The organism is Amycolatopsis lurida (genome assembly GCF_900105055.1).
GTDB classification, from domain to species: domain Bacteria; phylum Actinomycetota; class Actinomycetes; order Mycobacteriales; family Pseudonocardiaceae; genus Amycolatopsis; species Amycolatopsis lurida.
In genome coordinates this window covers 363,470-383,940 of record NZ_FNTA01000002.1, presented here as the reverse complement: position 1 = coordinate 383,940, position 20,471 = coordinate 363,470, and the positions used below count along the sequence as shown (strand labels likewise).

At 66.9% G+C, this 20,471-nt stretch carries 21 protein-coding genes; 10 read left to right on the top strand and 11 right to left on the bottom strand.

Features of this window, described 5'->3' with window-relative positions; translation table 11 throughout:
• Positions 1-4: 4 nt before the first annotated feature.
• Positions 5-1,063 (bottom strand): cobalamin-independent methionine synthase II family protein, encoded by a 1,059-nt coding sequence (locus BLW75_RS01900; RefSeq protein WP_034307709.1) that lies wholly within the window; start codon positions 1,061-1,063, stop codon positions 5-7.
• 255 nt (positions 1,064-1,318) lie between these two features.
• On the opposite strand from BLW75_RS01900, the gene BLW75_RS01895 reads away from it, so the two are divergent.
• The 6 genes from BLW75_RS01895 to BLW75_RS01870 all read left to right on the top strand — a co-directional run bounded on the left by BLW75_RS01895 (position 1,319) and on the right by BLW75_RS01870 (position 5,577).
• The gene (locus BLW75_RS01895) at positions 1,319-1,585 is read left to right on the top strand and encodes a DUF3040 domain-containing protein (protein ID WP_034308033.1); all 267 of its coding nucleotides are present in this window, start codon (positions 1,319-1,321) and stop codon (positions 1,583-1,585) included.
• A gap of 61 nt (positions 1,586-1,646) precedes the next feature.
• Positions 1,647-2,072, top strand: coding sequence for a YciI family protein (locus BLW75_RS01890; RefSeq protein ID WP_034307712.1), 426 nt, complete (start codon positions 1,647-1,649; stop codon positions 2,070-2,072).
• Positions 2,073-2,082: 10 nt separating this feature from the next.
• A complete protein-coding gene (locus tag BLW75_RS01885; RefSeq protein WP_034307714.1) occupies positions 2,083-3,135 on the top strand; it encodes a DNA polymerase IV in 1,053 nt (350 codons plus the stop codon).
• 245 nt (positions 3,136-3,380) lie between these two features.
• A complete protein-coding gene (gene ahcY, locus BLW75_RS01880; RefSeq protein ID WP_034307717.1) occupies positions 3,381-4,856 on the top strand; it encodes an adenosylhomocysteinase in 1,476 nt (491 codons plus the stop codon).
• Positions 4,857-5,051: 195 nt separating this feature from the next.
• Positions 5,052-5,207 carry a DUF6131 family protein gene (locus BLW75_RS42665; RefSeq protein WP_007034891.1) on the top strand — a complete coding sequence of 52 codons (156 nt, stop codon included), beginning with the start codon at positions 5,052-5,054 and terminating at the stop codon, positions 5,205-5,207.
• A 148-nt stretch (positions 5,208-5,355) separates the two neighbouring features.
• Positions 5,356-5,577: a DUF2795 domain-containing protein gene (locus tag BLW75_RS01870; protein WP_034307719.1), complete on the top strand. Its 222-nt coding sequence runs from the start codon at positions 5,356-5,358 to the stop codon at positions 5,575-5,577.
• A 157-nt stretch (positions 5,578-5,734) separates the two neighbouring features.
• Here BLW75_RS01870 and BLW75_RS01865 read toward each other — a convergent pair whose 3' ends face one another.
• From BLW75_RS01865 to BLW75_RS01835, 7 genes are all read right to left on the bottom strand, one after another.
• On the bottom strand, positions 5,735-5,947 hold the full coding sequence (locus BLW75_RS01865) for a hypothetical protein (RefSeq protein ID WP_091596517.1): 213 nt from the start codon (positions 5,945-5,947) through the stop codon (positions 5,735-5,737).
• A gap of 150 nt (positions 5,948-6,097) precedes the next feature.
• Positions 6,098-6,952 carry a non-homologous end joining protein Ku gene (gene ku / locus BLW75_RS01860; protein WP_034307720.1) on the bottom strand — a complete coding sequence of 285 codons (855 nt, stop codon included), beginning with the start codon at positions 6,950-6,952 and terminating at the stop codon, positions 6,098-6,100.
• Positions 6,953-7,070: 118 nt separating this feature from the next.
• Entirely contained in the window at positions 7,071-8,297 is a 1,227-nt protein-coding gene (locus tag BLW75_RS01855; RefSeq protein ID WP_034307723.1) for a styrene monooxygenase/indole monooxygenase family protein, read from the bottom strand.
• Between the two features lie 24 nt (positions 8,298-8,321).
• The gene (locus tag BLW75_RS01850) at positions 8,322-8,939 is read right to left on the bottom strand and encodes a GTP-binding protein (RefSeq protein ID WP_034307725.1); all 618 of its coding nucleotides are present in this window, start codon (positions 8,937-8,939) and stop codon (positions 8,322-8,324) included.
• Positions 8,914-9,297: a DUF742 domain-containing protein gene (locus BLW75_RS01845; protein ID WP_034307728.1), complete on the bottom strand. Its 384-nt coding sequence runs from the start codon at positions 9,295-9,297 to the stop codon at positions 8,914-8,916. The genes BLW75_RS01850 and BLW75_RS01845 overlap by 26 nt, the downstream gene beginning before the upstream one ends.
• Before the next feature lie 19 nt (positions 9,298-9,316).
• Positions 9,317-9,751: a roadblock/LC7 domain-containing protein gene (locus BLW75_RS01840; protein WP_005159022.1), complete on the bottom strand. Its 435-nt coding sequence runs from the start codon at positions 9,749-9,751 to the stop codon at positions 9,317-9,319.
• Entirely contained in the window at positions 9,748-10,974 is a 1,227-nt protein-coding gene (locus BLW75_RS01835; RefSeq protein WP_034307731.1) for a sensor histidine kinase, read from the bottom strand. Before BLW75_RS01835 ends, BLW75_RS01840 begins: the two co-directional genes overlap by 4 nt.
• A gap of 271 nt (positions 10,975-11,245) precedes the next feature.
• On the opposite strand from BLW75_RS01835, the gene BLW75_RS01830 reads away from it, so the two are divergent.
• The 4 genes from BLW75_RS01830 (at position 11,246) to BLW75_RS01815 (ending at position 17,250) form a co-directional block, all read left to right on the top strand.
• Entirely contained in the window at positions 11,246-11,893 is a 648-nt protein-coding gene (locus BLW75_RS01830) for a TetR/AcrR family transcriptional regulator (protein ID WP_034307733.1), read from the top strand.
• A 30-nt stretch (positions 11,894-11,923) separates the two neighbouring features.
• Positions 11,924-13,657 (top strand): ABC transporter ATP-binding protein, encoded by a 1,734-nt coding sequence (locus tag BLW75_RS01825; protein ID WP_034307736.1) that lies wholly within the window; start codon positions 11,924-11,926, stop codon positions 13,655-13,657.
• The gene (locus BLW75_RS01820) at positions 13,657-15,681 is read left to right on the top strand and encodes an ABC transporter ATP-binding protein (RefSeq protein WP_034307738.1); all 2,025 of its coding nucleotides are present in this window, start codon (positions 13,657-13,659) and stop codon (positions 15,679-15,681) included. Before BLW75_RS01825 ends, BLW75_RS01820 begins: the two co-directional genes overlap by 1 nt.
• Before the next feature lie 126 nt (positions 15,682-15,807).
• Positions 15,808-17,250, top strand: a complete 1,443-nt coding sequence (locus BLW75_RS01815) for a DNA polymerase ligase N-terminal domain-containing protein (protein ID WP_241783379.1) — start codon at positions 15,808-15,810, stop codon at positions 17,248-17,250.
• On the opposite strand, the gene BLW75_RS01810 is transcribed toward BLW75_RS01815, so the two are convergent.
• From BLW75_RS01810 to BLW75_RS01800, 3 genes are all read right to left on the bottom strand, one after another.
• On the bottom strand, positions 17,247-17,600 hold the full coding sequence (locus tag BLW75_RS01810) for an STAS domain-containing protein (protein WP_034307742.1): 354 nt from the start codon (positions 17,598-17,600) through the stop codon (positions 17,247-17,249). The genes BLW75_RS01815 and BLW75_RS01810 overlap by 4 nt on opposite strands.
• Before the next feature lie 75 nt (positions 17,601-17,675).
• Positions 17,676-19,184 (bottom strand): CYTH and CHAD domain-containing protein, encoded by a 1,509-nt coding sequence (locus BLW75_RS01805; protein WP_241783381.1) that lies wholly within the window; start codon positions 19,182-19,184, stop codon positions 17,676-17,678.
• A 70-nt stretch (positions 19,185-19,254) separates the two neighbouring features.
• On the bottom strand, positions 19,255-20,112 hold the full coding sequence (locus tag BLW75_RS01800; RefSeq protein ID WP_034307747.1) for a helix-turn-helix domain-containing protein: 858 nt from the start codon (positions 20,110-20,112) through the stop codon (positions 19,255-19,257).
• Positions 20,113-20,471: the final 359 nt, after the last annotated feature.

Here is a 20,471-nt window from a genome sequence, read left to right as displayed (position 1 = left end):
GACGTCAGAGGGCTTCGGCGGCGAGGCGCGTCCCTTCGACGCGGGCGGCGATCTTGGCGAACGCGGTGTCCCGCGACGTCGAGGTGTCGTCGGCGAACGGCGAGAAACCGCAGTCGTCACAGGTGCCCAGCCGGTCCGGCGAGATGAACCGCGCCGCCTGGAGAACCCTGTCCCGGACCTCTTCGGCGGTTTCGACGCGCGGGTCGATCGGATCGGTCACGCCGACGAAGACCCGCTGCTCCGGACGAGCATGCTCGGCGATCACCCGCAATGCCCGCTCGGGATCCGGCTCACTGGCCAGCTGGACGTAGACATTGCCCACCTTCAACCGGAACAACGTCGGCAGCAGCCCGGCGTAGTCGACGTCCAGGCTGTGCACGGAGTCCTGGTCCCCACCGGGGCAGGTGTGCACACCGATCTTCGCCCGCTCCTCCTCGGAGAACCGGTCGAGCACGGCGTTGTTCAGGTCCACAAAGGACTGCAGCAGTCCGCCGGACGGATCGAGCTTCAGCGACAACCGGCCTTCGGTGAAGTCGATCTGGACACTGTCCGCACCCGCGTCGAGACTGCGGCGGATATCCGCCTCGGCCTCGTTCACCAGGTCGGCGATGAACTGTTCTTTGTCATATCCAGCCAATTCTTCACCTGGATAGACGAGACTGACCGCCGAGGCCGCGATCACCGCCTGCTTCACCGGCCGGGTCGCGTACTTCTTGGCCTCACGCAGATAGCTGTCGGCGTAGGTCTGATAGCGGAACGGCCCGGCGGTCAGCCTCGGAAGCTGCCGGGTGTGCCCGTCGGCGAACGGGATGACAACGCCGTCCGATGCCAGCGAAGTGAGGCCCGCCAAGGGATATGTGGCGAAACTCGGTTTGCCCTGCTCGCCGTCGGTGATGACCGGCGAGCCGGTCTCCTCCAGCCGTTTGATGGTCTCCACGAGAGCTTTTTCCTGCGACTCGCCGAGTCCGTCGGCGTCGAGCCGCCCTGCGGCGTGCTCACCGAGTGCTTCGATGAGATAGCCGGGACGGGGAATACTGCCGATCGGTTCGGTGGGTATGGTCATCGCTCGCGTCCTCCCAGATGGCACAGCCCGCGGCCCCCATGGCCACAAGCGTGGAAACTACCGAGCCCTTCCCTCCTTGACGATCTTTCGGCGTGCCGAAACCCCTAATGGCGCAATGGTTAGCTCCTCAAAGGATCTCCGACGCCGTACCGTATAGGTCGTTATACAACGCTCGGCGAAATTCGATGCTTATCCGGCCCTGCTCCTGGGTATTCCGTGGATGTCGACGGCCGGGGCGCGCCGAAGGAGAAACCGATGCTGAGCCATCACGATCGGCAAGAGCTGGAGAAGATCGAGCGTTGGTTCGAGCTCACCGAGCCGGCTTTGGCCGCCCGGCTGCGGTCCGGCAGGCCCGCCCAGCCCCCTCTGCTCCGCCTGGCCCTCCTCCTCAGCCTCGACATCACCGCGGGGATGTTGATGCTGCTGGGCATCGTGGTGAGCAGCCCGTCCCTGCTGCTGACCGGGATGATCACCGTGACCGCGGCGGTGATCGCGCACCTGTCCCGGTTCGGGCGTCCCTGATCGTCTTCCTCTGCGCCGGTAGAGTCCGGGCGATACGTCCGGTTCACTGGGAGGAAGACGCATGCGTTTCATGATCATCATCAAGGCGGACGAGGACTCCGAAGCCGGGAAGCCGCCTCCGATGGAGGCTTTGACCGCCATGGCGAAGTTCAACCAGGAGATGCTCGACGCCGGGGTGCTGGTCGGCGGCGAAGGCCTGCAGGAAAGCTCGAAGGGCGCACGGGTCACGCTCACCCCGGCCGGGGCCACCGTCACCGATGGCCCCTTCACCGAAGCCAAGGAACTCGTCGGCGGCTTCTGGATCGTCGACGTCCCCTCGCGCGCCGAAGCGATCGAGTGGGCCAAGCGCTGCCCCACTCCCCCGACCGGCGACACCGTGCTCGAGATCCGCAAGATCCTCGAAGCCGAGGACTTCGGCGAGAACTTCACCCCGGAACTGCAGGAGAACGAGCAGCGAATGCGCGACGAGATCGCCGAACGGTCCTAAGCTCGGTTTCATGGCCGTCGGGGAGTGGATACTTCACGTCGACCTCGACCAGTTCATCGCGGCGGTCGAGGTCGCCCGGCGGCCTGAGCTGCGCGGTAAGCCCGTCATCGTCGGCGGCACGGGCGATCCCGCGGAACGGGCAGTGGTGGCGACGGCGTCGTACGAGGCGCGGGAGTTCGGCATCCGGTCCGGAATGCCCCTGCGAACCGCCGCGAAACGCTGCCCTGACGCGATCTTCCTCGCCACGGACGCCCCCGCGTACCAAGAGGTCTCCGACCGGGTGATGGCGACACTGCGGGAATTCCCCGTGATCGTCGAAGTGCTCGGCTGGGACGAAGCATTCCTCGGCGTCACCACCGACGATCCCGAAGCACTCGCCGCCGACATCCGGCGGGCAGTGGCCGAGGAAACCGGGCTCTCCTGCTCCGTCGGTATCGGGGACAACAAGCTGCGCGCCAAACTCGCCACCGGATTCGCGAAACCGGCGGGGATCTTCCGGCTCGTCCAGGACAACTGGTGGGACGTCATGGCCAAGCGGCCGACGGACGCCCTGTGGGGCATCGGCACCAAGACGACGAAGAAGCTCGCCGAGGCCGGCTACCACACCGTGCTGGAGCTGGCGGGCGCCGATCCGGCGGACCTCGCGGCCCGGTTCGGCCCGAAGCTCGGCCCTTGGTACCGGATCCTCGCCGGCGGAATCGGCGACGCCGAGGTCACCGCGACGCCGTACGTCGCGCGATCCCGTAGCCGCGAGACGACCTTTCAGCAGAACATCGCCGATCCCGAGGCCATGGCCGCGGAGGTCGTCGCACTGGCGAAACGCGTCTCACAGGACGTCGCCGAGGAGGGCAGGCCCGCCGCGCGGGTCGCGGTCAAGGTCCGGTTCGCCCCCTTCCAGACCCATACCCACAGCGTGACCCTGCCCGCCCGGACCTCGGACCCGGCCGAAATCGAGAAGGCGGCGCTGGCCGTGCTCGGCATGTTCGACCTCGGCAGACCGGTCCGCCTACTGGGCGTCCGCGCCGAATTCCTCTCGCCTGCGGAGCGATCCGTGTCGCCTTGACAGCGCTCGCGGCGTTTTGCCATTCTGGTTGCGGGTCGAGAGGCGCTGCGACGGAATTCTTCCGCCACGCTCGGCCCGCTGCGACAGACGTAAGGGCGCCTCCCACTGTGGAGGTGCCTTTGTTGCGTCTGAACCCTTTTCCGGCCGTCGAGGCCGAGCACTGAAACCCCCGCACTGACACAGTCCTTCCCGCCACCGGCGAAAAGGACCGCTTTGCCCTGCCTTCCTTGATGATTGGAGCACCCATGAGCCCGACCCTGTCCAAGGTCAACGGGATCGAATTCGCCGTCGCCGACCTTTCCCTCGCCGAGGCCGGCCGTAAGCAGCTGCGTCTCGCCGAGGTCGAGATGCCCGGTTTGATGGCGCTGCGCCGCGAATACGCCGACTCCCAGCCGCTGAAGGGCGCGCGGGTCGCGGGTTCGCTGCACATGACCGTGCAGACCGCCGTGCTGATCGAGACGCTCGTCGCGCTGGGCGCCGAGGTGCGCTGGGTGTCCTGCAACATCTTCTCCACGCAGGACGAGGCGGCCGCGGCCGTCGTCGTCGGCCCGAACGGCACCGTGGAGCAGCCGTCGGGTTCTCCGGTGTTCGCGTGGAAGGGCGAGACGCTCGCCGAGTACTGGTGGTGCACCGACCAGCTCTTCGACTTCGGCGACGGCCGCCTCCCGAACATGATCCTGGACGACGGCGGTGACGCGACCCTGCTGATCCACAAGGGGGTCGAGTTCGAGGCCGCCGGCGCCGTTCCGCAGGCGACCGAGGAAGACCCGGAGGAGTACCACCTCGTGCTGGAAACCCTGCGCGAGAGCCTCGGCCGCGACACCAGCCGGTTCACCCGCATCGCCAAGGAGGTCCGCGGGGTCACCGAGGAGACCACCAACGGCGTCAAGCGGCTCTACAAGCTCGCCAAGGAAGGCGAGCTGCTCTTCCCGGCGATGAACGTGAACGACTCGGTGACGAAGTCGAAGTTCGACAACAAGTACGGCATCCGCCACTCGCTCATCGACGGTCTCAACCGCGGCACCGACGTGATGATCGCGGGCAAGGTCGCGGTCGTCTGCGGCTACGGCGACGTCGGCAAGGGCGCCGTGGAATCGCTGCGCGGCCAGGGTGCCCGCGTGGTCGTCACCGAGATCGACCCGATCTGCGCGCTGCAGGCGGCGATGGAAGGTCTCGACGTCGTGGAGCTCGACGACGTCGTCGAGCGCGGCGACATCTTCATCACCACCACCGGCAACTTCGACATCATCATGGCCGACCAGATGGCCAAGATGAAGCACAACGCGATCGTCGCCAACGTCGGGCACTTCGACAACGAGATCGACATGGCGGGCCTCGCGAAGATCCCGGGCATCCAGAAGATCGAGATCAAGCCGCAGGTGCACGAGTGGGTCTTCCCCGCCACGGCGGACCGCGAGGCGCACTCGATCATCGTGCTGTCCGAGGGCAGGCTGATGAACCTCGGGAACGCGACCGGCCACCCGAGCTTCGTGATGTCGAACTCCTTCACCAACCAGACGATCGCGCAGATCGAGCTGTTCACGAAGCAGGGCGAGTACACCACCGACGTCCACGTGCTGCCGAAGCACCTGGACGAGAAGGTGGCCCGCCTGCACCTCGACGCGCTGGGCGTCCGGCTGACGAAGCTGACCAAGCGTCAGGCCGAGTACATCGGCGTGGACGTCGAGGGTCCGTACAAGCTGGACCACTACCGGTACTGAGGCTCGACCGGCTCGTGAGCGGCAAGGACGGTTAGAACCGCCTTTACCACTCACGAGCCAGACATCCATTAGGCCGAATGCGTGAAAACTTCGGCCGGATGGCCCTGTTTCCCTCAGGTGAGGGGCGGGAATTCCTCAAGTAGCCACACCCCGGCAGCACGTGAGCCGGGCGACTACGAAGGAGAAGGTGTTCCCGTGATCATTCTCGGCGTCATCCTGATTGTCGTCGGTGTCATCGCCAGCATCCCCGTCCTGTACTCGATCGGGATCGCGCTGGCGGTCATCGGCATCATCCTGGCCGTTCTCGGGAACACCGGGAAGGCCATCGGCGGTCGCGCCCACTGGTACTGAGCACCGGACCGAATCGGTACCGAGCCCCCGGTACCGGCGCTGAAAACGGCCTGGGCACCCGGCGTTCCCCTCACGCCGGGTGCCCAGGCCGTTTTCGTGCGCCACCCGCCGGGTACCCGACCAGGAAGAGGAGAAGGAGGGAGAGCCGATGGCAGGAATGGACCCTCGCCCGTACCTGACGGACGCGAAGTACCCGTGTGGACGCGGCGAACTCCTGCGGGCCGCCGCGGCGGCCGGGGCGGGCGACGACGTCCTGGGCCCCTTGGGCACGCTGCCCGCCGACGACTACGCGGACGGGGACGGCGTGTGGGAGGCCGTCTGCTCCTGCAACGGGGCGCCGATCCACGACACCGCGAAGGAAGCACCGTGACATGAAGGGGCCCCCCGGCTCCGAGGGGGAGGGAGAGCCGGAGGACCCCGTCATAGTTAACACATTCCCGGCCGCGATGTACACGAACGCATACACCTTCGAGTGGCAATCGGGCACGAACTCCCGAATCGGGCCGGACTGGTGTATTGGCCGCCGGTCAAGAAGCCCGTAGCAGCAGCTGGGCCGACACCTCCGCACACGAGCAGCCTCCATCGACGTCGAAACAGTCGATGGTCAGCGTGTGCCGGAGAAAGTCGAGATCGACACAGCCGTCTTCGCTGCATTCACTGAAACCACCGTCGACGTGGACCACCAGGGTGCCGTGGCAGTGATCGAGTCCGCCGGCGCAGAACGCGCACTCCATGTTCATGCCGCCTCCCGCGATCGAATCGAAGATCGCTTCGGAAAAGTTCTCCTCGATTGCCTTACTACCACCGAGGGACGACAGATCCTGGCATACGCGCGGCGTGTCGTGACACCCGGCGTGGTGACACCGGGCACAACAGTCCACAAAGGAGAGTCAGGCGCTCTTCGGGGTTCGCTTGCCCGACGCGGGTTTCTTGGCCGCGGTGGCCTTCTTGGCCGCTGCGGGCTTGCGGCTCTTCTTCGCCTCGCTCACGCTGGCCTGCAAAGCCTCCATGAGGTCGACGACGTCGGCCTTCGCGCCGACGACCTTCGGTTTCGTCGTCTGGTTTCCCGCGGCCTTGGCCTCGATCATGGCTTCCAGGGCCTCACGGTAGGAATCGCTGTACTTCTCCTGCTCGAACACCGGCTCCGAGAGCGAGTCGATCAGCGACCCCGCCATCGTCAGCTCCTGCGGCCGCACCTGCGGCGGATCCTCGTGCAGGAACCCGAAATCCGGGACGCGGACCTCGTCGGGCCACAGCATCGTCGTCATCGTCAGGACGTCGCTGTGGACCCGCAGGATCGCGAGCGTCTCCCGCTGCCGGATGGCGACCTTCGCGACCGCCACGTGGCTCGCCTTCTGCAGCGCGTCACGCAGGACCACGTACGGTTTGACGGCGTTCTTCTGTGGTTCGAGGTAGTAGGTCTTGTCGAACTGGATCGGGTCGATGGACTCCAGCGGCACGAACTCGAGCACGTCGATGGCCCGCGACGACGCCAGCGGCAGCTCGGACATGTCCTCGTCGGTGAGCACGACCATCTCGCCGTCGGGCAGTTCGTAGCCCTTGGCGATCTCGGCGTAGGGCACTTCCTCGCCGTCGATCGTGCAGAACCGCTTGTACTGGATCCGGCCGCCGTCGGCCTCGTGCACCTGGCGCAGCGAGACGTTCTTGTTCTCGGTGGCCGCGTACAGCTGGATCGGGATGCTCACCAGCCCGAAGGACACCGAGCCCTTCCACATCGAACGCATCGAGCCGCACCTCCGCTGCCGTCACCGACCGTACTCACACACGGTGACCACGGTAGCCCGAAACGGCGCACCGCGACAGTCCCGCGAACCCGATCGCGGGACTGTCGTGATGCCGGAATCAGACCTCGGCCAGGTATTTCTCGGCTTTCGCGGGGTCCAGGAACCAGTGCTGGAAATCGGTCGGATCGGAGAACCCGTTCGCGAACCGCTTCGCCACGGCGGGCTTCTCCCCCGCCGCGCCGATGATCTGGAGCACGTGCGGGGGCGGCGGCTGCAGCATCGCGTTGGTCCAGGTCGTCACGTGCTGGGCGTACTCCCAGTACTTCTCGAACGACGCGGACATCCACTCCTCGTCGAACGGCTTGTCACCGCGTTCGAGGATCGAGTCCAGATAGGACGCCGCGCAGTGGCTCGCGTTGTTGGAACCCTGCCCGGTGATCGGGTCGTTGGCCACCACGACGTCGGCCATGCCGAGCACCGCGGTCCCCGAATCCAGCTTGCCGACCGCGTTCCGCACCACGGGCGTGTATCCGCCCGCCAGCGTCGCCTTGTCGTCGGTCAGCACGGCGTTCCGGGACCGCTCGTACTCCCACGGGAGGAACTGCTTCATCAGCGAGAGGATCCGGTCGAGATGCTGCTGCGGCGACGGCCGGTCGTCCCAGCAGTCGAGCGGGCCGCCGGGGACGCCCTCGAAGAACAAGATGTCGCAGTTCCCGCTCAGCGTGTACGCGGGGATCATGAACAGCTCACCCACGCCGGGGATGATGTTGAACCGCACCGCCGCCTTGTCCGGATGCTCGGGCCGTCGCTCGAGCCCGTGCACGTACGCCAGCGAAAGCGCGCGCTGGGGTTCGGTGTACGGCGAACGCTCCGGGATCCGGTCGAACAGCTGGACCAGCTCACCCTTGCCCGCCGCGATGACGACCAGGTCGTACAGCTTCGCCAGCGGCGCCAGATCCGACGTGGTGACGCCGTGGATGACGACCTTGCCGCCGCGGTCCTCCACCAGTTCGAGCCAGGCGGCCATTTTCACCCGCTGATCCACCGACTGCGCGTAGTGCTCCAACGGCCCGAACCAGTCCAGGACGCGGCTGGAGTCCGGTCCCGCGATCGAAACGCCGAGCCCTTCGACCTTGACGGTCTCTTCCTCCCACAGGTTCAGCTTGTGGTCCCGCTCGTGTTGCAGAGCGGAGTGGAACATGCACTGGGTCGACATCACCTTGCCGGACCGGATCTCGTCCGGCGTCCGCGCCGACATCACCGTGACGTCGTAGTCGTGGGCCAGCAGGCTCAAGGCCAGCTGCAACCCCGACTGCCCGGCACCGACGATCAGAACCTTGCGCATCCTCGACGTTCCTCCCAGAACCGTTCAGCTGAGTGAAGCGAACTCGCGGCCCGGCCCGGAGACCACCGCGAGAGACAGCGTGTGCGACACCAGTTCCTGCAACGTCGCGACCGCCGACTTCGGGTCGCGGGCGTCGCAGGTGACCAGCGGGATGTCCGGGGACAGCGCCAGCGCGTCGCGCACCTCTTCGAGGTCGTGCACCGGCATGCCCTCGAACTGGTTGACCGCGACGATGAACGGCAGCTCGGAGTCGTTCTCGAAGTAGTTGATCGCGGCGAACGACTGGTCGATCCGGCTGGTGTCGACCAGCACGACGGCGCCGAGCGCGCCGCGCGAGAGGTCGTCCCAGAGGAACCAGAACCGGGCCTGGCCGGGGGTGCCGAACAGGTACAGGAGCAGGTCTTCACGCAGGGTGATCCGGCCGAAGTCCATCGCGACCGTGGTGGTGGATTTGGTTCCGGGCGGCACCAGCTCGTCGACGCCGGCCCCCGCCTCGGTCATCCAGGCTTCGTTGCTCAGCGGCGGGACCTCGGAGACGGAGCCGACGAACGTCGTCTTGCCAACGCCGAATCCACCGGCGACCACGATCTTGGCGGAGATCGCCAGCAGATCCGCGTCAGACCGGGAGGCGCTTGAGTCCATCGAGGATCCTCTCGAGCACGTTCGTATCGTGGTTGTAGGCGTGGGCCGTCGGGTGCACGAACACGGCGCCCTGGGTGGCGAGGTCGCCGATGAGCACCCGGACCACACCCAGTGGCAGATCCAGTCCCACCGAAAGCTCGGCGATCGACGAGCGATCCCGGGCGCGCTCGTACAGCGAGCGCGATTCGGGCATCAGCGCCTCGGCCAGTGACGGGTCGTAACGCGGGACCGAGATCAGGGTCTCCACCAGCAGCAGCTGGCTGCTCTTGGTCCGGCCGCCGGTCAGCGCGTACGGCCGGATTCTGCGGCTGCGCATCTTGACGGGCCGGTCCGGAGATTGGTCGCTGGACACGGTCATCCCTTCCTTCTCCGGATTCTCAGGCCTGCGGCCGTCGGGCGGTCAGGACCTGCCGGAGTCCCGCTCGCACCTCGGGGGTGAGGGCGTGACCGGCGTTGGTGATGAACTGGGTCATCTCGTAGGCGACGACCTTCATGTCGCAGTCCGGTTCGGTGAGCACCGCGAGCCCCGCCTCGGCACCGATCCCCATGAACAGGAAGTACCCGCGGGTGAGCCGGATGATGATCTGCTCGCAGTTGCCCTTGCCGAACAGCGCCGCGCTGTTGCCCGCGAGGCTGAGCAGGCCGCTCGCGATGGCCGCGAGCTGCTCGGCGTCGTCGCTCGACACCGATTCCGAAGCGGTCAAAGGGAAACCGTCGACGGACATGATCAGCGCGTGGCTGGCACCGTGCACCTTGCGCACGAAGTCGTCGAGCAACCACGTGAAATCCGTGGTCGCGTCCTGGGCGGTCACTGGGTGTTTCCTCCGGTCTCACGCTCGTGCCGGTCGTCGAGGGCGGCACGCTCGCCGTCGGTGAAGGCATCGAGGTCGGCCAGCAGCGCCTCGTGCCCGTCCGCCGCGTCGGCGGACGGGGTGGTCGGCGGGGCCGGTTCGTCGGGCAAGGTCCTGATACTGCGGGAAACCCGGCGCGGAAGGCCGCTGGCCGTGGTGCCGCCGTCGGCGGGCGGCTGGAAGGCCGTGCGCGGACGCGGGCTGGGCTTCCGTTCCGGTTCCGGTGCCGCGGAAGGAGCCGGGCGGCGGCGCGGCAGCCCGGACGGGGTGGCGACCGGGGTTCCCACGGGCGCGCCGTTGGTGATCCTGGCCTGCGGCAGCACGACGGTCTGCGAACCGGACCACTGCTTCTCGGCCAGTTCCGACACCACCGGGACCGGCAGCAGCACGGTCGCGACCGTGCCGTGCGGGGTACGGCGGTCGAGCTTGACGGTGATCTCGTGCCGGTCGGCGAGCCTGCCGACGACCGCGAGTCCCATATGCCGCACGGAATCGTCGTCGAGCACCGGACCGGCCGCCAGCCGCTCGTTCAGCGCCGCGAGGCGTTCGGGCGGCATGCCGATGCCCTCGTCCTCGATGCGGATCAGCACGCTTCCCTGTTCGGTGAGATGCGCGCTGACGCTGACCGGCGAACTCGGCGAAGACTGGTTCGCCGCGTTGTCGAACAGCTCCGCGAGGATCCGGCTGACGTCTTCGGCGGCGAAGCCGACGACACCGAGCGAAACGACGCGCCCGATCGTGATCCGCGAGTAGTGGTCGATCGACGACATCGCGGCCCGCATCACGTCGAGCACGGACGAGATCCCGGCGGTCGTGTCGTCGGCGTCGCGGCCGGCGAGGACGCGCAGGTTCTCGGCGTTGCGCCGCAACCGGGTCGCCAGGTGGTCGAGCCGGTAGAGCTCGGCGAGGCGGTCGGAGTTCTCCTCCCCCGCTTCCATCGTCTCCAACTGCGCGAGCAACTGGTCGAGCAGGTTGAGGTCGCGCAGCGCGACATTCGAGCAGACCCCGGCGAGCGCACCGGCGTCCGGTGCCTCCACGGCAGGCCGTTGTTCCACCGCCGGTTCGACCGGCGGAGCCGACGGAGCGTGCCGGGGCGGTGCGGCGAGGAACTGCGCCGCGGCGACCCTGGAACGGTCCAGAAGAACCCGTGAGCGGTCAAGCAAGCCTCGAGCCCGCGTCACCATGTGCTTCCACTTCTTTCTCTTCGCATACCCGGACCCGTGTCGCACTCCCCAGCACAACGACGGCCATGCAAGCAGAAGTCACTATCCGTGTCCACAGTCGGTTTCCGTTCAACAGCTGGCAGTGACGTGGTCACGAACGCGTTACGGCTGGTGAGCGGGGCGCGCTAGGCCATTCGGCTGCATCTGAGTGTTTCGCGCCACGGGGGATGCGCAAAAAGTGCGCGCCGCGCATAAATTTGCGCGCCCCGCAACTTTTCCCTAGGCTGAGCACATGGCCTCCGACCCGACCGCGCCCCTGGGGCTGCGCGAACGCAAGAAGCGCGCGGCCCGTCGTGCCATGAGCGAGGCAGCGCTCAAACTCGCCGCCGAGAAAGGCGTCGAGCAGGTCCGCGTCGAGGACATCGCCAACGCCGTGGGGGTCTCCCCGCGCACGTTCAACAACTACTTCTCCAGCAAGGAGGAGGCTATCTGCTCGTTCATCGTCGAACGGCAGGAACGGGTGCTGGAGGCGCTGCGGGAAAGGCCGCCGGAGGAGCCGCTGTGGGAAGCCGTCAGCGCCGCGACGCTGGAGACCTACGGCCGTGACGGAGAGCCGAACCGCGACTCGGTGAAGGTCGCGCGCTCGATGATCCTGCACCCGTCGGTGCACGGTGAGTTCCTGAAGGCGCACGCCACCGTCGAACGAGTACTGGCGGAGGGGATCCTCGAACGGGCGGGGGCGGGCCTGGAAAACGCGTTGAACGCCCGGCTGATGGCGGCCATCGTGGAGTCCGCGGTGAAGACGGCGTTCTTCCACTGGCTGATGAACGAGGGTGCCGAGCCGTTCCTCGAGACGGCCGCCGCCCTTCTGCGCGAGGCCGCCGCCGGCATCCCCTCGCTCACCGGACCCGAACCGGCGAAGAAAACGAAGAAGCAGTAACACCCGACCCACCACTGGGGAGAAACCGTTGTGCTGACCAAGCTGTTGCGCATTCACCTGCGCCCGTACCGGCGAGACCTGTGGCTCATCGTGCTGCTGCAGTTCGTCCAGACCCTCGCCGGGCTCTACCTCCCCACGCTGAACGCCGACATCATCGACGGCGGTGTGGTCAAGGGCGACATCGACTACATCCTCGGTGTCGGCGGCGTCATGCTGCTCGTGTCGCTGGTGCAGATCGCCTGTTCGATCGGCGCCGTCTACTACGGCGCCCGGACCGCGATGGCGGTCGGCCGGGACGTCCGCGGCGCGATCTTCCACCGGGTCCAGGACTTCTCGGCCCGCGAAGTCGGCCACTTCGGGACGCCGTCGCTGATCACCCGCACCACCAACGACGTCCAGCAGGTGCAGATGCTGACGTTGATGGCCTTCACCCTGATGGTGTCCGCGCCTATCATGTGCTTCGGCGGCATCATCATGGCGCTGAACCAGGACGTCACCCTTTCGTGGCTGCTCGTGCTCGCGGTGCCGATCCTCGGTGTCTCGGTCGGGGTCATCATCGCGAAGATGCGCCCGGCGTTCCGGCTGATGCAGGAGCGCATCGACAAGATCAACCAGATCCTGCGCGAGCAGATCATGGGCATCCGCGTGATCCGGGCGTTCGTCAAGGACACGCACGAACGGCGGCGGTTCACCAAGGCCAACACCGAACTCCTGGACGTCTCGCTCGTCGTCGGCAGGCTGATGGCCCTCATGTTCCCCATCGTCATGCTCGTGATGAACGCCTCCAGTGTCGCCGTGCTGTGGTTCGGCGGGCTGCGGATCGACGACGGCAGCATGCAGATCGGCGCGCTCACCGCGTTCCTCTCGTACCTGATGCAGATCCTGATGGCGGTCATGATGGCCACCTTCATGTTCATGATGGTGCCGCGCGCCGAGGTCAGCGCCGAGCGCATCACCGAGGTGCTCGACACGCACACCAGCGTCGTCCTCCCGGAGAACCCGATCAGCCCCGGCGAGGTGCACGGACGGCTCGAACTGTCCGATGTGGAATTCCGTTTCCCCGGCGCGGAGAAGCCGGTGCTGCGGGAGATCTCGCTGCTGGCCCTGCCCGGTGAGACCACCGCGATCATCGGCAGCACGGGCAGCGGCAAGACCACGCTGCTCAACCTGATCCCCCGGCTGATGGACGTCACCGGCGGCTCCGTGCGGGTCGACGGCGTCGACGTCCGGGAACTGGATCAGACCGTGCTGTCCGACGCCGTCGGGCTGGTGCCGCAGAAGCCGTACCTGTTCGCCGGTACGGTCGCGAGCAATCTTCGCTACGGCAAGTCCGACGCCACCGACGAGGAGCTCTGGCACGCGCTGGAGGTGGCCCAGGGCAAGGACTTCGTCGAACGGATGCCCGAGGGCCTGAACTCCTCCATCGCCCAGGGCGGGACCAACGTCTCCGGCGGGCAGCGGCAGCGGCTCGCGATCGCGCGGATGCTGGTGCGGCGCCCCGAGATCTACCTCTTCGACGATTCCTTCTCCGCGCTCGACTACGCGACCGACGCCGCGCTGCGGCGGGCGCTCGCGGCCGAAACCGCCGAGGCGACCGTGGTCATCGTCGCGCAGCGGGTCAGCACGATCCGCAACGCCGACCGCATCGTCGTGCTCGACGAAGGCCGCGTCGTCGGGAGCGGCACGCACACCGAACTCATGGACGGCAACGAAACCTATCGGGAGATCGTGCTGTCCCAGCTGACCGAGCAGGAGGCCGCCTGATGAGCGCGCCCGAATCCACACAGTCTTCTTCGGACACCACCGCCAAACCGGTGGGCGAGCGCGCGAGCGCGGCACGGGGCCCCGGCCCTGGCGGAGGCGGTTTCGGCCGCGGCCCAGCCGGCTTCATGGGCGGACAGCCCGCCGAGAAGGCCCTGGACTTCAAGGGATCCCTGAAACGGCTGCTGCGCCTGCTGCAACCACAGCGCGCCATGCTGTACGGCATCCTGATCTTCGGCATCGCCAGTGTCACGCTGAGCGTCATCGGCCCGAAGATCCTCGGAATGGCCACGGACCTCATCTTCGCGGGCGTCGTCGCGAAGGACATGCCCGCGGGCGTGAGCAAGGAACAGGTCATCGCCGGGCTGCGGGCCGCGGGCGACAACACCGTCGCCGACCTGTACTCGGGGATCGATTTCGTCCCCGGCCAGCGTATCGACCTCGACGCCGTCGGCCAGGTCCTGTTGTGGGTCCTGCTGCTCTACATCGTGGCGTCGTTCTTCTCGCTGCTGCAGGCCAGGCTGACCACGAACCTGGTGCAGCGGGCGGTGTTCGACCTGCGTGAGCGGATCGAAGAGAAGTTCGCCAAGCTCCCGTTGAGCTACTTCGACCGCCAGCCGCGCGGCGAAGTGCTGAGCCGGGCGACCAACGACATCGACAATCTCGCGCTGTCCCTTCAGCAGACGCTCGCGCAGATCGTGTCGTCGCTGCTGATGGTCGTCGGTGTGCTCGTGATGATGTTCGTCATCTCGCCCCTGCTGGCGCTCGTCGCGCTCCTCTCGGTGCCGGCGTCGGTGATCGTCGCGGCCAAGATCGGCAAGAAGGCGCAGCCGCAGTTCATCAAGCAGTGGTCCACCACCGGGCGGCTCAACGCGCATATCGAGGAGATGTACACCGGGCACTCGCTGGTCAAGGTGTTCGGCCGCCGGGAGGAGGCCGAAGAGGTCTTCCGTGAGCACAACGACACGCTCTACGGCGCGAGCTTCAAGGCGCAGTTCATCTCGGGCACCATCCAGCCCGCGATGATGTTCATCGGCAACCTGAGCTACGTGCTGGTCGCCGTGATCGGCGCGCTGCGGGTCGCGTCCGGAACCCTGTCACTCGGCGACGTCCAAGCGTTCATCCAGTATTCACGGCAGTTCAGCCAGCCGGTCACGCAGATCGCCAGCATGGCGAACCTGCTGCAGTCCGGGATCGCGTCCGCGGAGCGGGTCTTCGCACTGCTCGACGCGGACGAGCAGGAACCCGAGCCCGCCGAGCCCGCTCGGGTCGAGGACGTGCGGGGGCAGGTCGAGTTCGAGCACGTGTCGTTCCGGTACACCGAGGACACCCCGCTCATCGAAGACCTGTCGCTCACCGTCGAACCGGGACACACCGTCGCCATCGTCGGCCCGACCGGCGCCGGGAAGACCACGCTGGTCAACCTGCTCATGCGGTTCTACGAACTCGACAGCGGCAGGATCACTCTCGACGGCGTCGACATCGCCGGGATGGACCGCGAGGACCTGCGGGCCAAGACCGGCATGGTGCTGCAGGACGCGTGGCTGTTCGGCGGCACCATCGCGGAGAACATCGCCTACGGTTCCGAGGGCGCCACGCACGACGAGGTCGTGGCCGCGGCCAAGGCGACCCACGTCGACCGGTTCGTCCGCACCCTTCCGGACGGGTACGACACGGTGATCGACGACGAGGGCGGCACGGTCAGCGCCGGTGAGAAACAGCTGATCACCGTCGCGCGGGCGTTCCTGGCGAAGCCCGCGATCCTCATCCTCGACGAGGCCACCAGCTCCGTCGACACACGGACCGAGGTGCTGATCCAGCGGGCGATGAACTCGCTGCGCGAAGGCCGGACGAGTTTCGTCATCGCGCACCGGCTTTCCACCATCCGCGACGCGGACGTCATCCTGGTGATGGAGAACGGATCGATCGTCGAACAGGGCGACCACGAAACGCTGCTGCTCACCGGTGGTGCGTACTCCCGGCTCTATGCCGCCCAGTTCGCAGAGGCACTGGCCGAAACCGACTGAACAGGATCGCGAGAAGGCCTCTTTTCCTGCTTTTACCGCGGGAAAAGGGGCCTTCGACGTACGGAAGGTGCGGGAACGGCGCTAGGCTTGCGTGACCCGATCCGGAGAGGGGTGCGCCGGCCGACCATGGCGGAGAAACTCGGCGAATACCGCCGTAAACGCAGACCAGGGCGGACTCCCGAGCCCCTTCCGGATCGCGATGGTAAAACCGGTGCCGACGATCTGTTCGTCATCCAGGAACACCACGCGAGCAGCCTGCACTGGGACATCCGCCTCGAACGGGACGGAGTGCTCGTCTCCTGGGCGGTGCCCAAAGGCCTGCCGATGTCACCGGATCTCGACCGTCTCGCCGTGCACACCGAAGACCACCCGATGGAATACCTCACCTTCGAAGGCGAGATACCCGCGGGCGAATACGGCGGCGGCACCATGACGATCTGGGACACCGGCCGGTACGAAACGCTGCACTTCAACGACCACAAGGTCGAGGTGGTCTTCCATGGCGAGCGAGCCCGCGGGAAATACCTGTTCCTCAACGTGAAGAAGGACGGCAGGGACAACGGCTGGTTGCTCAAAAGACTCGACCCGGCCGATCCCGGCCGCGCGGAACTCCCCTCTTTCCTCGCTCCGATGCTGACCAAACCGGGGCGGCTTCCGTCCACGGGCGAAGACGCGGAATGGGCCTACGAATTCGATTGGTCCGGGCGCCGCACCCTGATCCGGGTGTCCGGGGGACGGATCACCGCTTACGACGATTCGGGTGACGACGTCACCGGGCTGTATCCCGAGTTCCGCGGCCTCGGGGAACAACTCGGTGCCACAGAGGTGTTTCTGGACGGGGAGATCGTCGTCTTCGACGGCGGGAAGCCGAGTCCGGAAGGGCTCGGGCACCGCGTGCGGGCGACGAAGAACTCCGCCAAACGGCTCATGCCCCGGTATCCGGCCTTCTACCTGGTGAACGACCTCCTGCATCTCGACGGCCGCTCCTGCCTCGGCACGTCTTACGTCGACCGACGAGAACTCCTCGACGAACTCGGGTTGAGCGGACCGCATTGGCAAGTCTCGCGGTACTACCCCGGCGACGGTGGCGCGGTCGCGCGGGCGGCTCGCGAACACGGGCTAGCCGGTATCGTCGCCAAACGGGCCGGCTCCGCGTACCACCCGGGCAGGCGCACGGGTGACTGGCTTTCCATCACCGGAACCCTGGTGCAGCAAGTGGTACTGGGCGGCTGGCGACCGGGCGGCGGCAGCCGTGCGGACACGTTCAGCTCACTGCTGCTCGGCGTCCCGCACGAGGATGGCCTGCGGTACATCGGAAACGTGGGAGTCGGCTTCGCGGGCAGCGAGCTCGCCGAGCTTTCCCGGCGGCTTTTCCGCTTGGAGCGCAAGACATCCCCGTTCCACTCCGTTCCGGAGAAACAGGCGCGCGACGCGCGCTGGTCGCGGCCGACCATCGTCGGCGAGGTCGTCTTCGGCGGCTGGACCGACGCGGGCTGCCTGCGCAACCCACGCTGGCGCGGTCTGCTGCCGGACGTCACCGCCGACGAGGTCGAGCTCGACGGGGACTAGAGCCGCAGATCCTCCACGTCACGTCGGACGTCGAGATCGGCTCCGACCCCGCTGACGTCCAGAATCCGTGACACCAGAGGTGTCTTCACGATCACCGAGAACCGCGGGGACACCGCGTTGGCCTCCTCGAGCGCCTGCAAGCCGGCACAGCTGAGGAAGCGGACGCCGGAGAGGTCGAGGATCACGTGCCGTCCCCTGACACACGCACCGGTGAGTTCGGTGCGGAACCGCCCGACCGTGGCCGCGTCGATCTCCCCCACCGCGGTGAGGACGAGGACGCCGTCCTTGGGGCGGCTGCTGGTCACGGCCAGGGGCGGCGCTTCGCCGGGAACGCGCTGGCCAGGCAACATTGGGGGCGCCTCTCTCCAGACCACCAAGTTCCCTCGACGGTACTCGGCGACGGCGAGAGGTCAACCCGGGCTACCTCATTTGAGCCATTTCGGGCGAGAACCTTTACCCAAGTCTTGCCATTGCCCGGTGAAGCGCCGGTGCTCGGACTCGGCGGCGGCGATCGACCGTCCGTGCAGGACCCCATAGGTGAAAGCGTTTTCGTTCTCGGCGTACGCACGCAGACCGAGGAGCCGCAGGACTTCCCTGGTGACCACGATGTCGTGATGCGTGCCGAGCGTGGACTGCACCGCCTTGACGTTCTTTCGCCATTTTCGAAGTTTCTTGCCGGTCACCGGCCGGACCGTATCCGCGGCGTACCGGGCTCGTTTGGCCTTCTTGCGCACTTCGTGCAGCGCGGCGTCCTGCTCCGCGCCTGGCTCCAGCTCGCGCACCGCGGCGACGGCCTCGTCCAGCTTCCGGCTCGACCGCGCGACCGCCTTGCGTAGTTCCTTCTTGCCATCCTTGATCTTCCGGGGTTTGCGGACGAGCTTTTCCAGCGCACGCAACAGCTCCGTGTATCGCTTGCTGTCGAGTGCCCGGATCGCCCGCGCCTTGGCCTCTTCGGCCTCGCGCGCGAAATGCCGGGTCATCAGTTGCTCGACGTTGCCCAGCACCAGCTCGGCCGGCAGCGCCTTGACCTCGTCGTGCAGGCGCGCCGACATCACCTCAGTATCCCTCGCCGGACCGAGTTCACCCCCCAGCCACCGAAGCTCGGCGGCCAACCCCTCCGCGACGTCCGGATCGAGAGACCGCCGGAACGTCCGCAGCGCACCGCGCAACCGCCTGCTCGAAACCCGCATCTGGTGCACCGCGTCCTCGGCGTCTCGGCGGACCCCGATGTCGTTGCGTCGCAGCGCGTCCAGCTCCGCGGCGAAGTAGTCCGCCAGCACCGAACCCGACTTCTCCCTCGGGGAAGGCACGAGCTCGTCGGTCAAGCGCCGGAGCTTCGACGGCCACCTCGACCGCTCGGCCCCCGCTGACACGACCGCCTGATCCAGACTGTCGAGCACTTCGGGGTCGGCGCCGGGCGAGAGTTCGATCTCGATCTCCCGCCACCGGTCGAGGTGCGCCTTCTCCCCACCCGCTTCGCCGGTGACGACGTCGTCGGTCAGCGTCGCGAGCTCACGGCCTTCGGCGTCGAGCAAGGCGTACGAGGTGCGCTCGGTACGCAGGTGAGCGGCCTGGACGAGTTTGGCGCCGAGAGTATGCGCCCGGACCAGCTTCGCCAGCGCGCCCGGCACCTTGTCCGGCCTGCCCGCGAGCGGGAGCCGGAGTTCCTCGCGCCGGTCTTCGCCGACTGGGAGTTTGAGGTGCCAGCCCTCGTCGCTTCCGCCCAGCCTCCGCCGCAGCGTGATACCTGCCTGCGCGAGCCGGAAGTCGGCGGTGTCGAAGTACGTGGCGTCGAGGACGTCGACCCTCGGATCGGCCTGGTTCGTCACGGGACCGGCCGGGACCAGCGGCGGGATGGGCCTGTCGGCCGCCAAGTCGTACTTCCGCTCGATCTCCGTCTCGGCGACCGGGGCACCACCCTGCGTCTTCGTCACCACGAACTCCTTCTTCTCGGCTACCAGGAAGGATTACCCCAGGAGGTGACCGCGGGAAACCCCGGACGGCTCATTCCTCCATCCGGTCGTACCGGTCCGCCCATGCGGCGAGCATTTGTCGGGACCTCTCCTCGGTCAGAGTATCGCTTTCCAGTCTCGCGACAAGGGAATAATAGGCCTCGACCGCGACCCGATCGTCGATGAACACACCGGCCGCATAGGAATCGGTGTACACCACCGCCGGATGTTCCGTGAATTCCATGATGGTGAACGAATTCTCGAGCACCGTGCCCACCCCGTCGCTTTCCGGGACGATACGAATGGAGCAATACGGCAGGTTCGCCGACAGGACGAGGTGGAGCAGTTGCTCGTGCATGATCCGGGGACCACCGACGACGGACCGCAGCGCGCGCTCGTGGACGTAGAACCGGCACCGCGGCGGACGATCGCGCTGCAGCAACCGCTGCCGCTCCATCCTGGCGTTCACGACCTGGTCCAGCTGAGCTTGGTCACGGTTGCCGATCAGCTCGAAGGCGGTGCGGGCGTACGGTTCGGTCTGGAGCAGCCCGGGGAGGGTCAACGACTCGTAGCGCACCAGCGTGTGCGCGAGATTCTCTTGGATAGCAAGGGATTTCATCGGGTCGACGAGTTCGTCGAAGTACGGCCGAACCCAGTACAGATCTCCGCCGGGCTGGGTCAGTTCCAGCAGCAGGTCACGTTCGGGCTCCGCCTCGCCGCAGGTCGCGAGATACAGTGCCGCGTCCACCACGGACAGCTCACGCAGCCCTTGTTCCCACCTCGTGACCTTGCTCTGCAACCAGCCGTTACGGCGGCTGACGTCGGCTCCGCTGAAGTGCCTGCGCTGCCGGAACGCCTTCATGCGGTGGCCCAGTTCCCGGGTCCGCGCCGTCGAATCCTTCTCAACCATGCGGGCAAAACTAGGGCCGAACTCCGGCCGCGCGGTGATTGCCACGCGGTGATTCACCTCAACTGCTGATAACTTGCGCTCGCGCATTTCCGCGAAGGGCCACTTCGCACGCGAAGCACCTTCGCGCGCGAAGCGTTCTTAAACTTTATAGCGGACGAAAGGAATTGGAGCGAGTTATCCAGAAGTGCTTTTCTTGCGGCACGGCAGACCGCCGCCGGTTTCCGTGAAGGCCTCCTTGAGGGACCCAGAGTCCCTCAAGGAGGCCTTCACGGGCCGTTCCGACGTCCTGGCCACCCTTCACTCGCCACTGGTGTGACAGGTGGGGGCGATCATGACGATCGTCGCATACGTGACCCTGA

What these genes read in the sequence shown, in the direction of transcription:
- BLW75_RS01900 (WP_034307709.1), bottom strand. Translation starts at nt 1,063, where the DNA reads ATGACCATACCCACCGAACCGATCGGCAGTATTCCCCGTCCCGGCTAT.
- BLW75_RS01895 (WP_034308033.1), top strand. Translation starts at nt 1,319, where the DNA reads ATGCTGAGCCATCACGATCGGCAAGAGCTGGAGAAGATCGAGCGTTGG.
- BLW75_RS01890 (WP_034307712.1), top strand. Translation starts at nt 1,647, where the DNA reads ATGCGTTTCATGATCATCATCAAGGCGGACGAGGACTCCGAAGCCGGG.
- BLW75_RS01885 (WP_034307714.1), top strand. Translation starts at nt 2,083, where the DNA reads ATGGCCGTCGGGGAGTGGATACTTCACGTCGACCTCGACCAGTTCATC.
- ahcY (WP_034307717.1), top strand. Translation starts at nt 3,381, where the DNA reads ATGAGCCCGACCCTGTCCAAGGTCAACGGGATCGAATTCGCCGTCGCC.
- BLW75_RS01870 (WP_034307719.1), top strand. Translation starts at nt 5,356, where the DNA reads ATGGCAGGAATGGACCCTCGCCCGTACCTGACGGACGCGAAGTACCCG.
- BLW75_RS01865 (WP_091596517.1), bottom strand. Translation starts at nt 5,947, where the DNA reads ATGAACATGGAGTGCGCGTTCTGCGCCGGCGGACTCGATCACTGCCAC.
- ku (WP_034307720.1), bottom strand. Translation starts at nt 6,952, where the DNA reads ATGCGTTCGATGTGGAAGGGCTCGGTGTCCTTCGGGCTGGTGAGCATC.
- BLW75_RS01855 (WP_034307723.1), bottom strand. Translation starts at nt 8,297, where the DNA reads ATGCGCAAGGTTCTGATCGTCGGTGCCGGGCAGTCGGGGTTGCAGCTG.
- BLW75_RS01850 (WP_034307725.1), bottom strand. Translation starts at nt 8,939, where the DNA reads ATGGACTCAAGCGCCTCCCGGTCTGACGCGGATCTGCTGGCGATCTCC.
- BLW75_RS01845 (WP_034307728.1), bottom strand. Translation starts at nt 9,297, where the DNA reads ATGACCGTGTCCAGCGACCAATCTCCGGACCGGCCCGTCAAGATGCGC.
- BLW75_RS01835 (WP_034307731.1), bottom strand. Translation starts at nt 10,974, where the DNA reads ATGGTGACGCGGGCTCGAGGCTTGCTTGACCGCTCACGGGTTCTTCTG.
- BLW75_RS01830 (WP_034307733.1), top strand. Translation starts at nt 11,246, where the DNA reads ATGGCCTCCGACCCGACCGCGCCCCTGGGGCTGCGCGAACGCAAGAAG.
- BLW75_RS01820 (WP_034307738.1), top strand. Translation starts at nt 13,657, where the DNA reads ATGAGCGCGCCCGAATCCACACAGTCTTCTTCGGACACCACCGCCAAA.
- BLW75_RS01815 (WP_241783379.1), top strand. Translation starts at nt 15,808, where the DNA reads ATGGCGGAGAAACTCGGCGAATACCGCCGTAAACGCAGACCAGGGCGG.
- BLW75_RS01810 (WP_034307742.1), bottom strand. Translation starts at nt 17,600, where the DNA reads ATGTTGCCTGGCCAGCGCGTTCCCGGCGAAGCGCCGCCCCTGGCCGTG.
- BLW75_RS01800 (WP_034307747.1), bottom strand. Translation starts at nt 20,112, where the DNA reads ATGGTTGAGAAGGATTCGACGGCGCGGACCCGGGAACTGGGCCACCGC.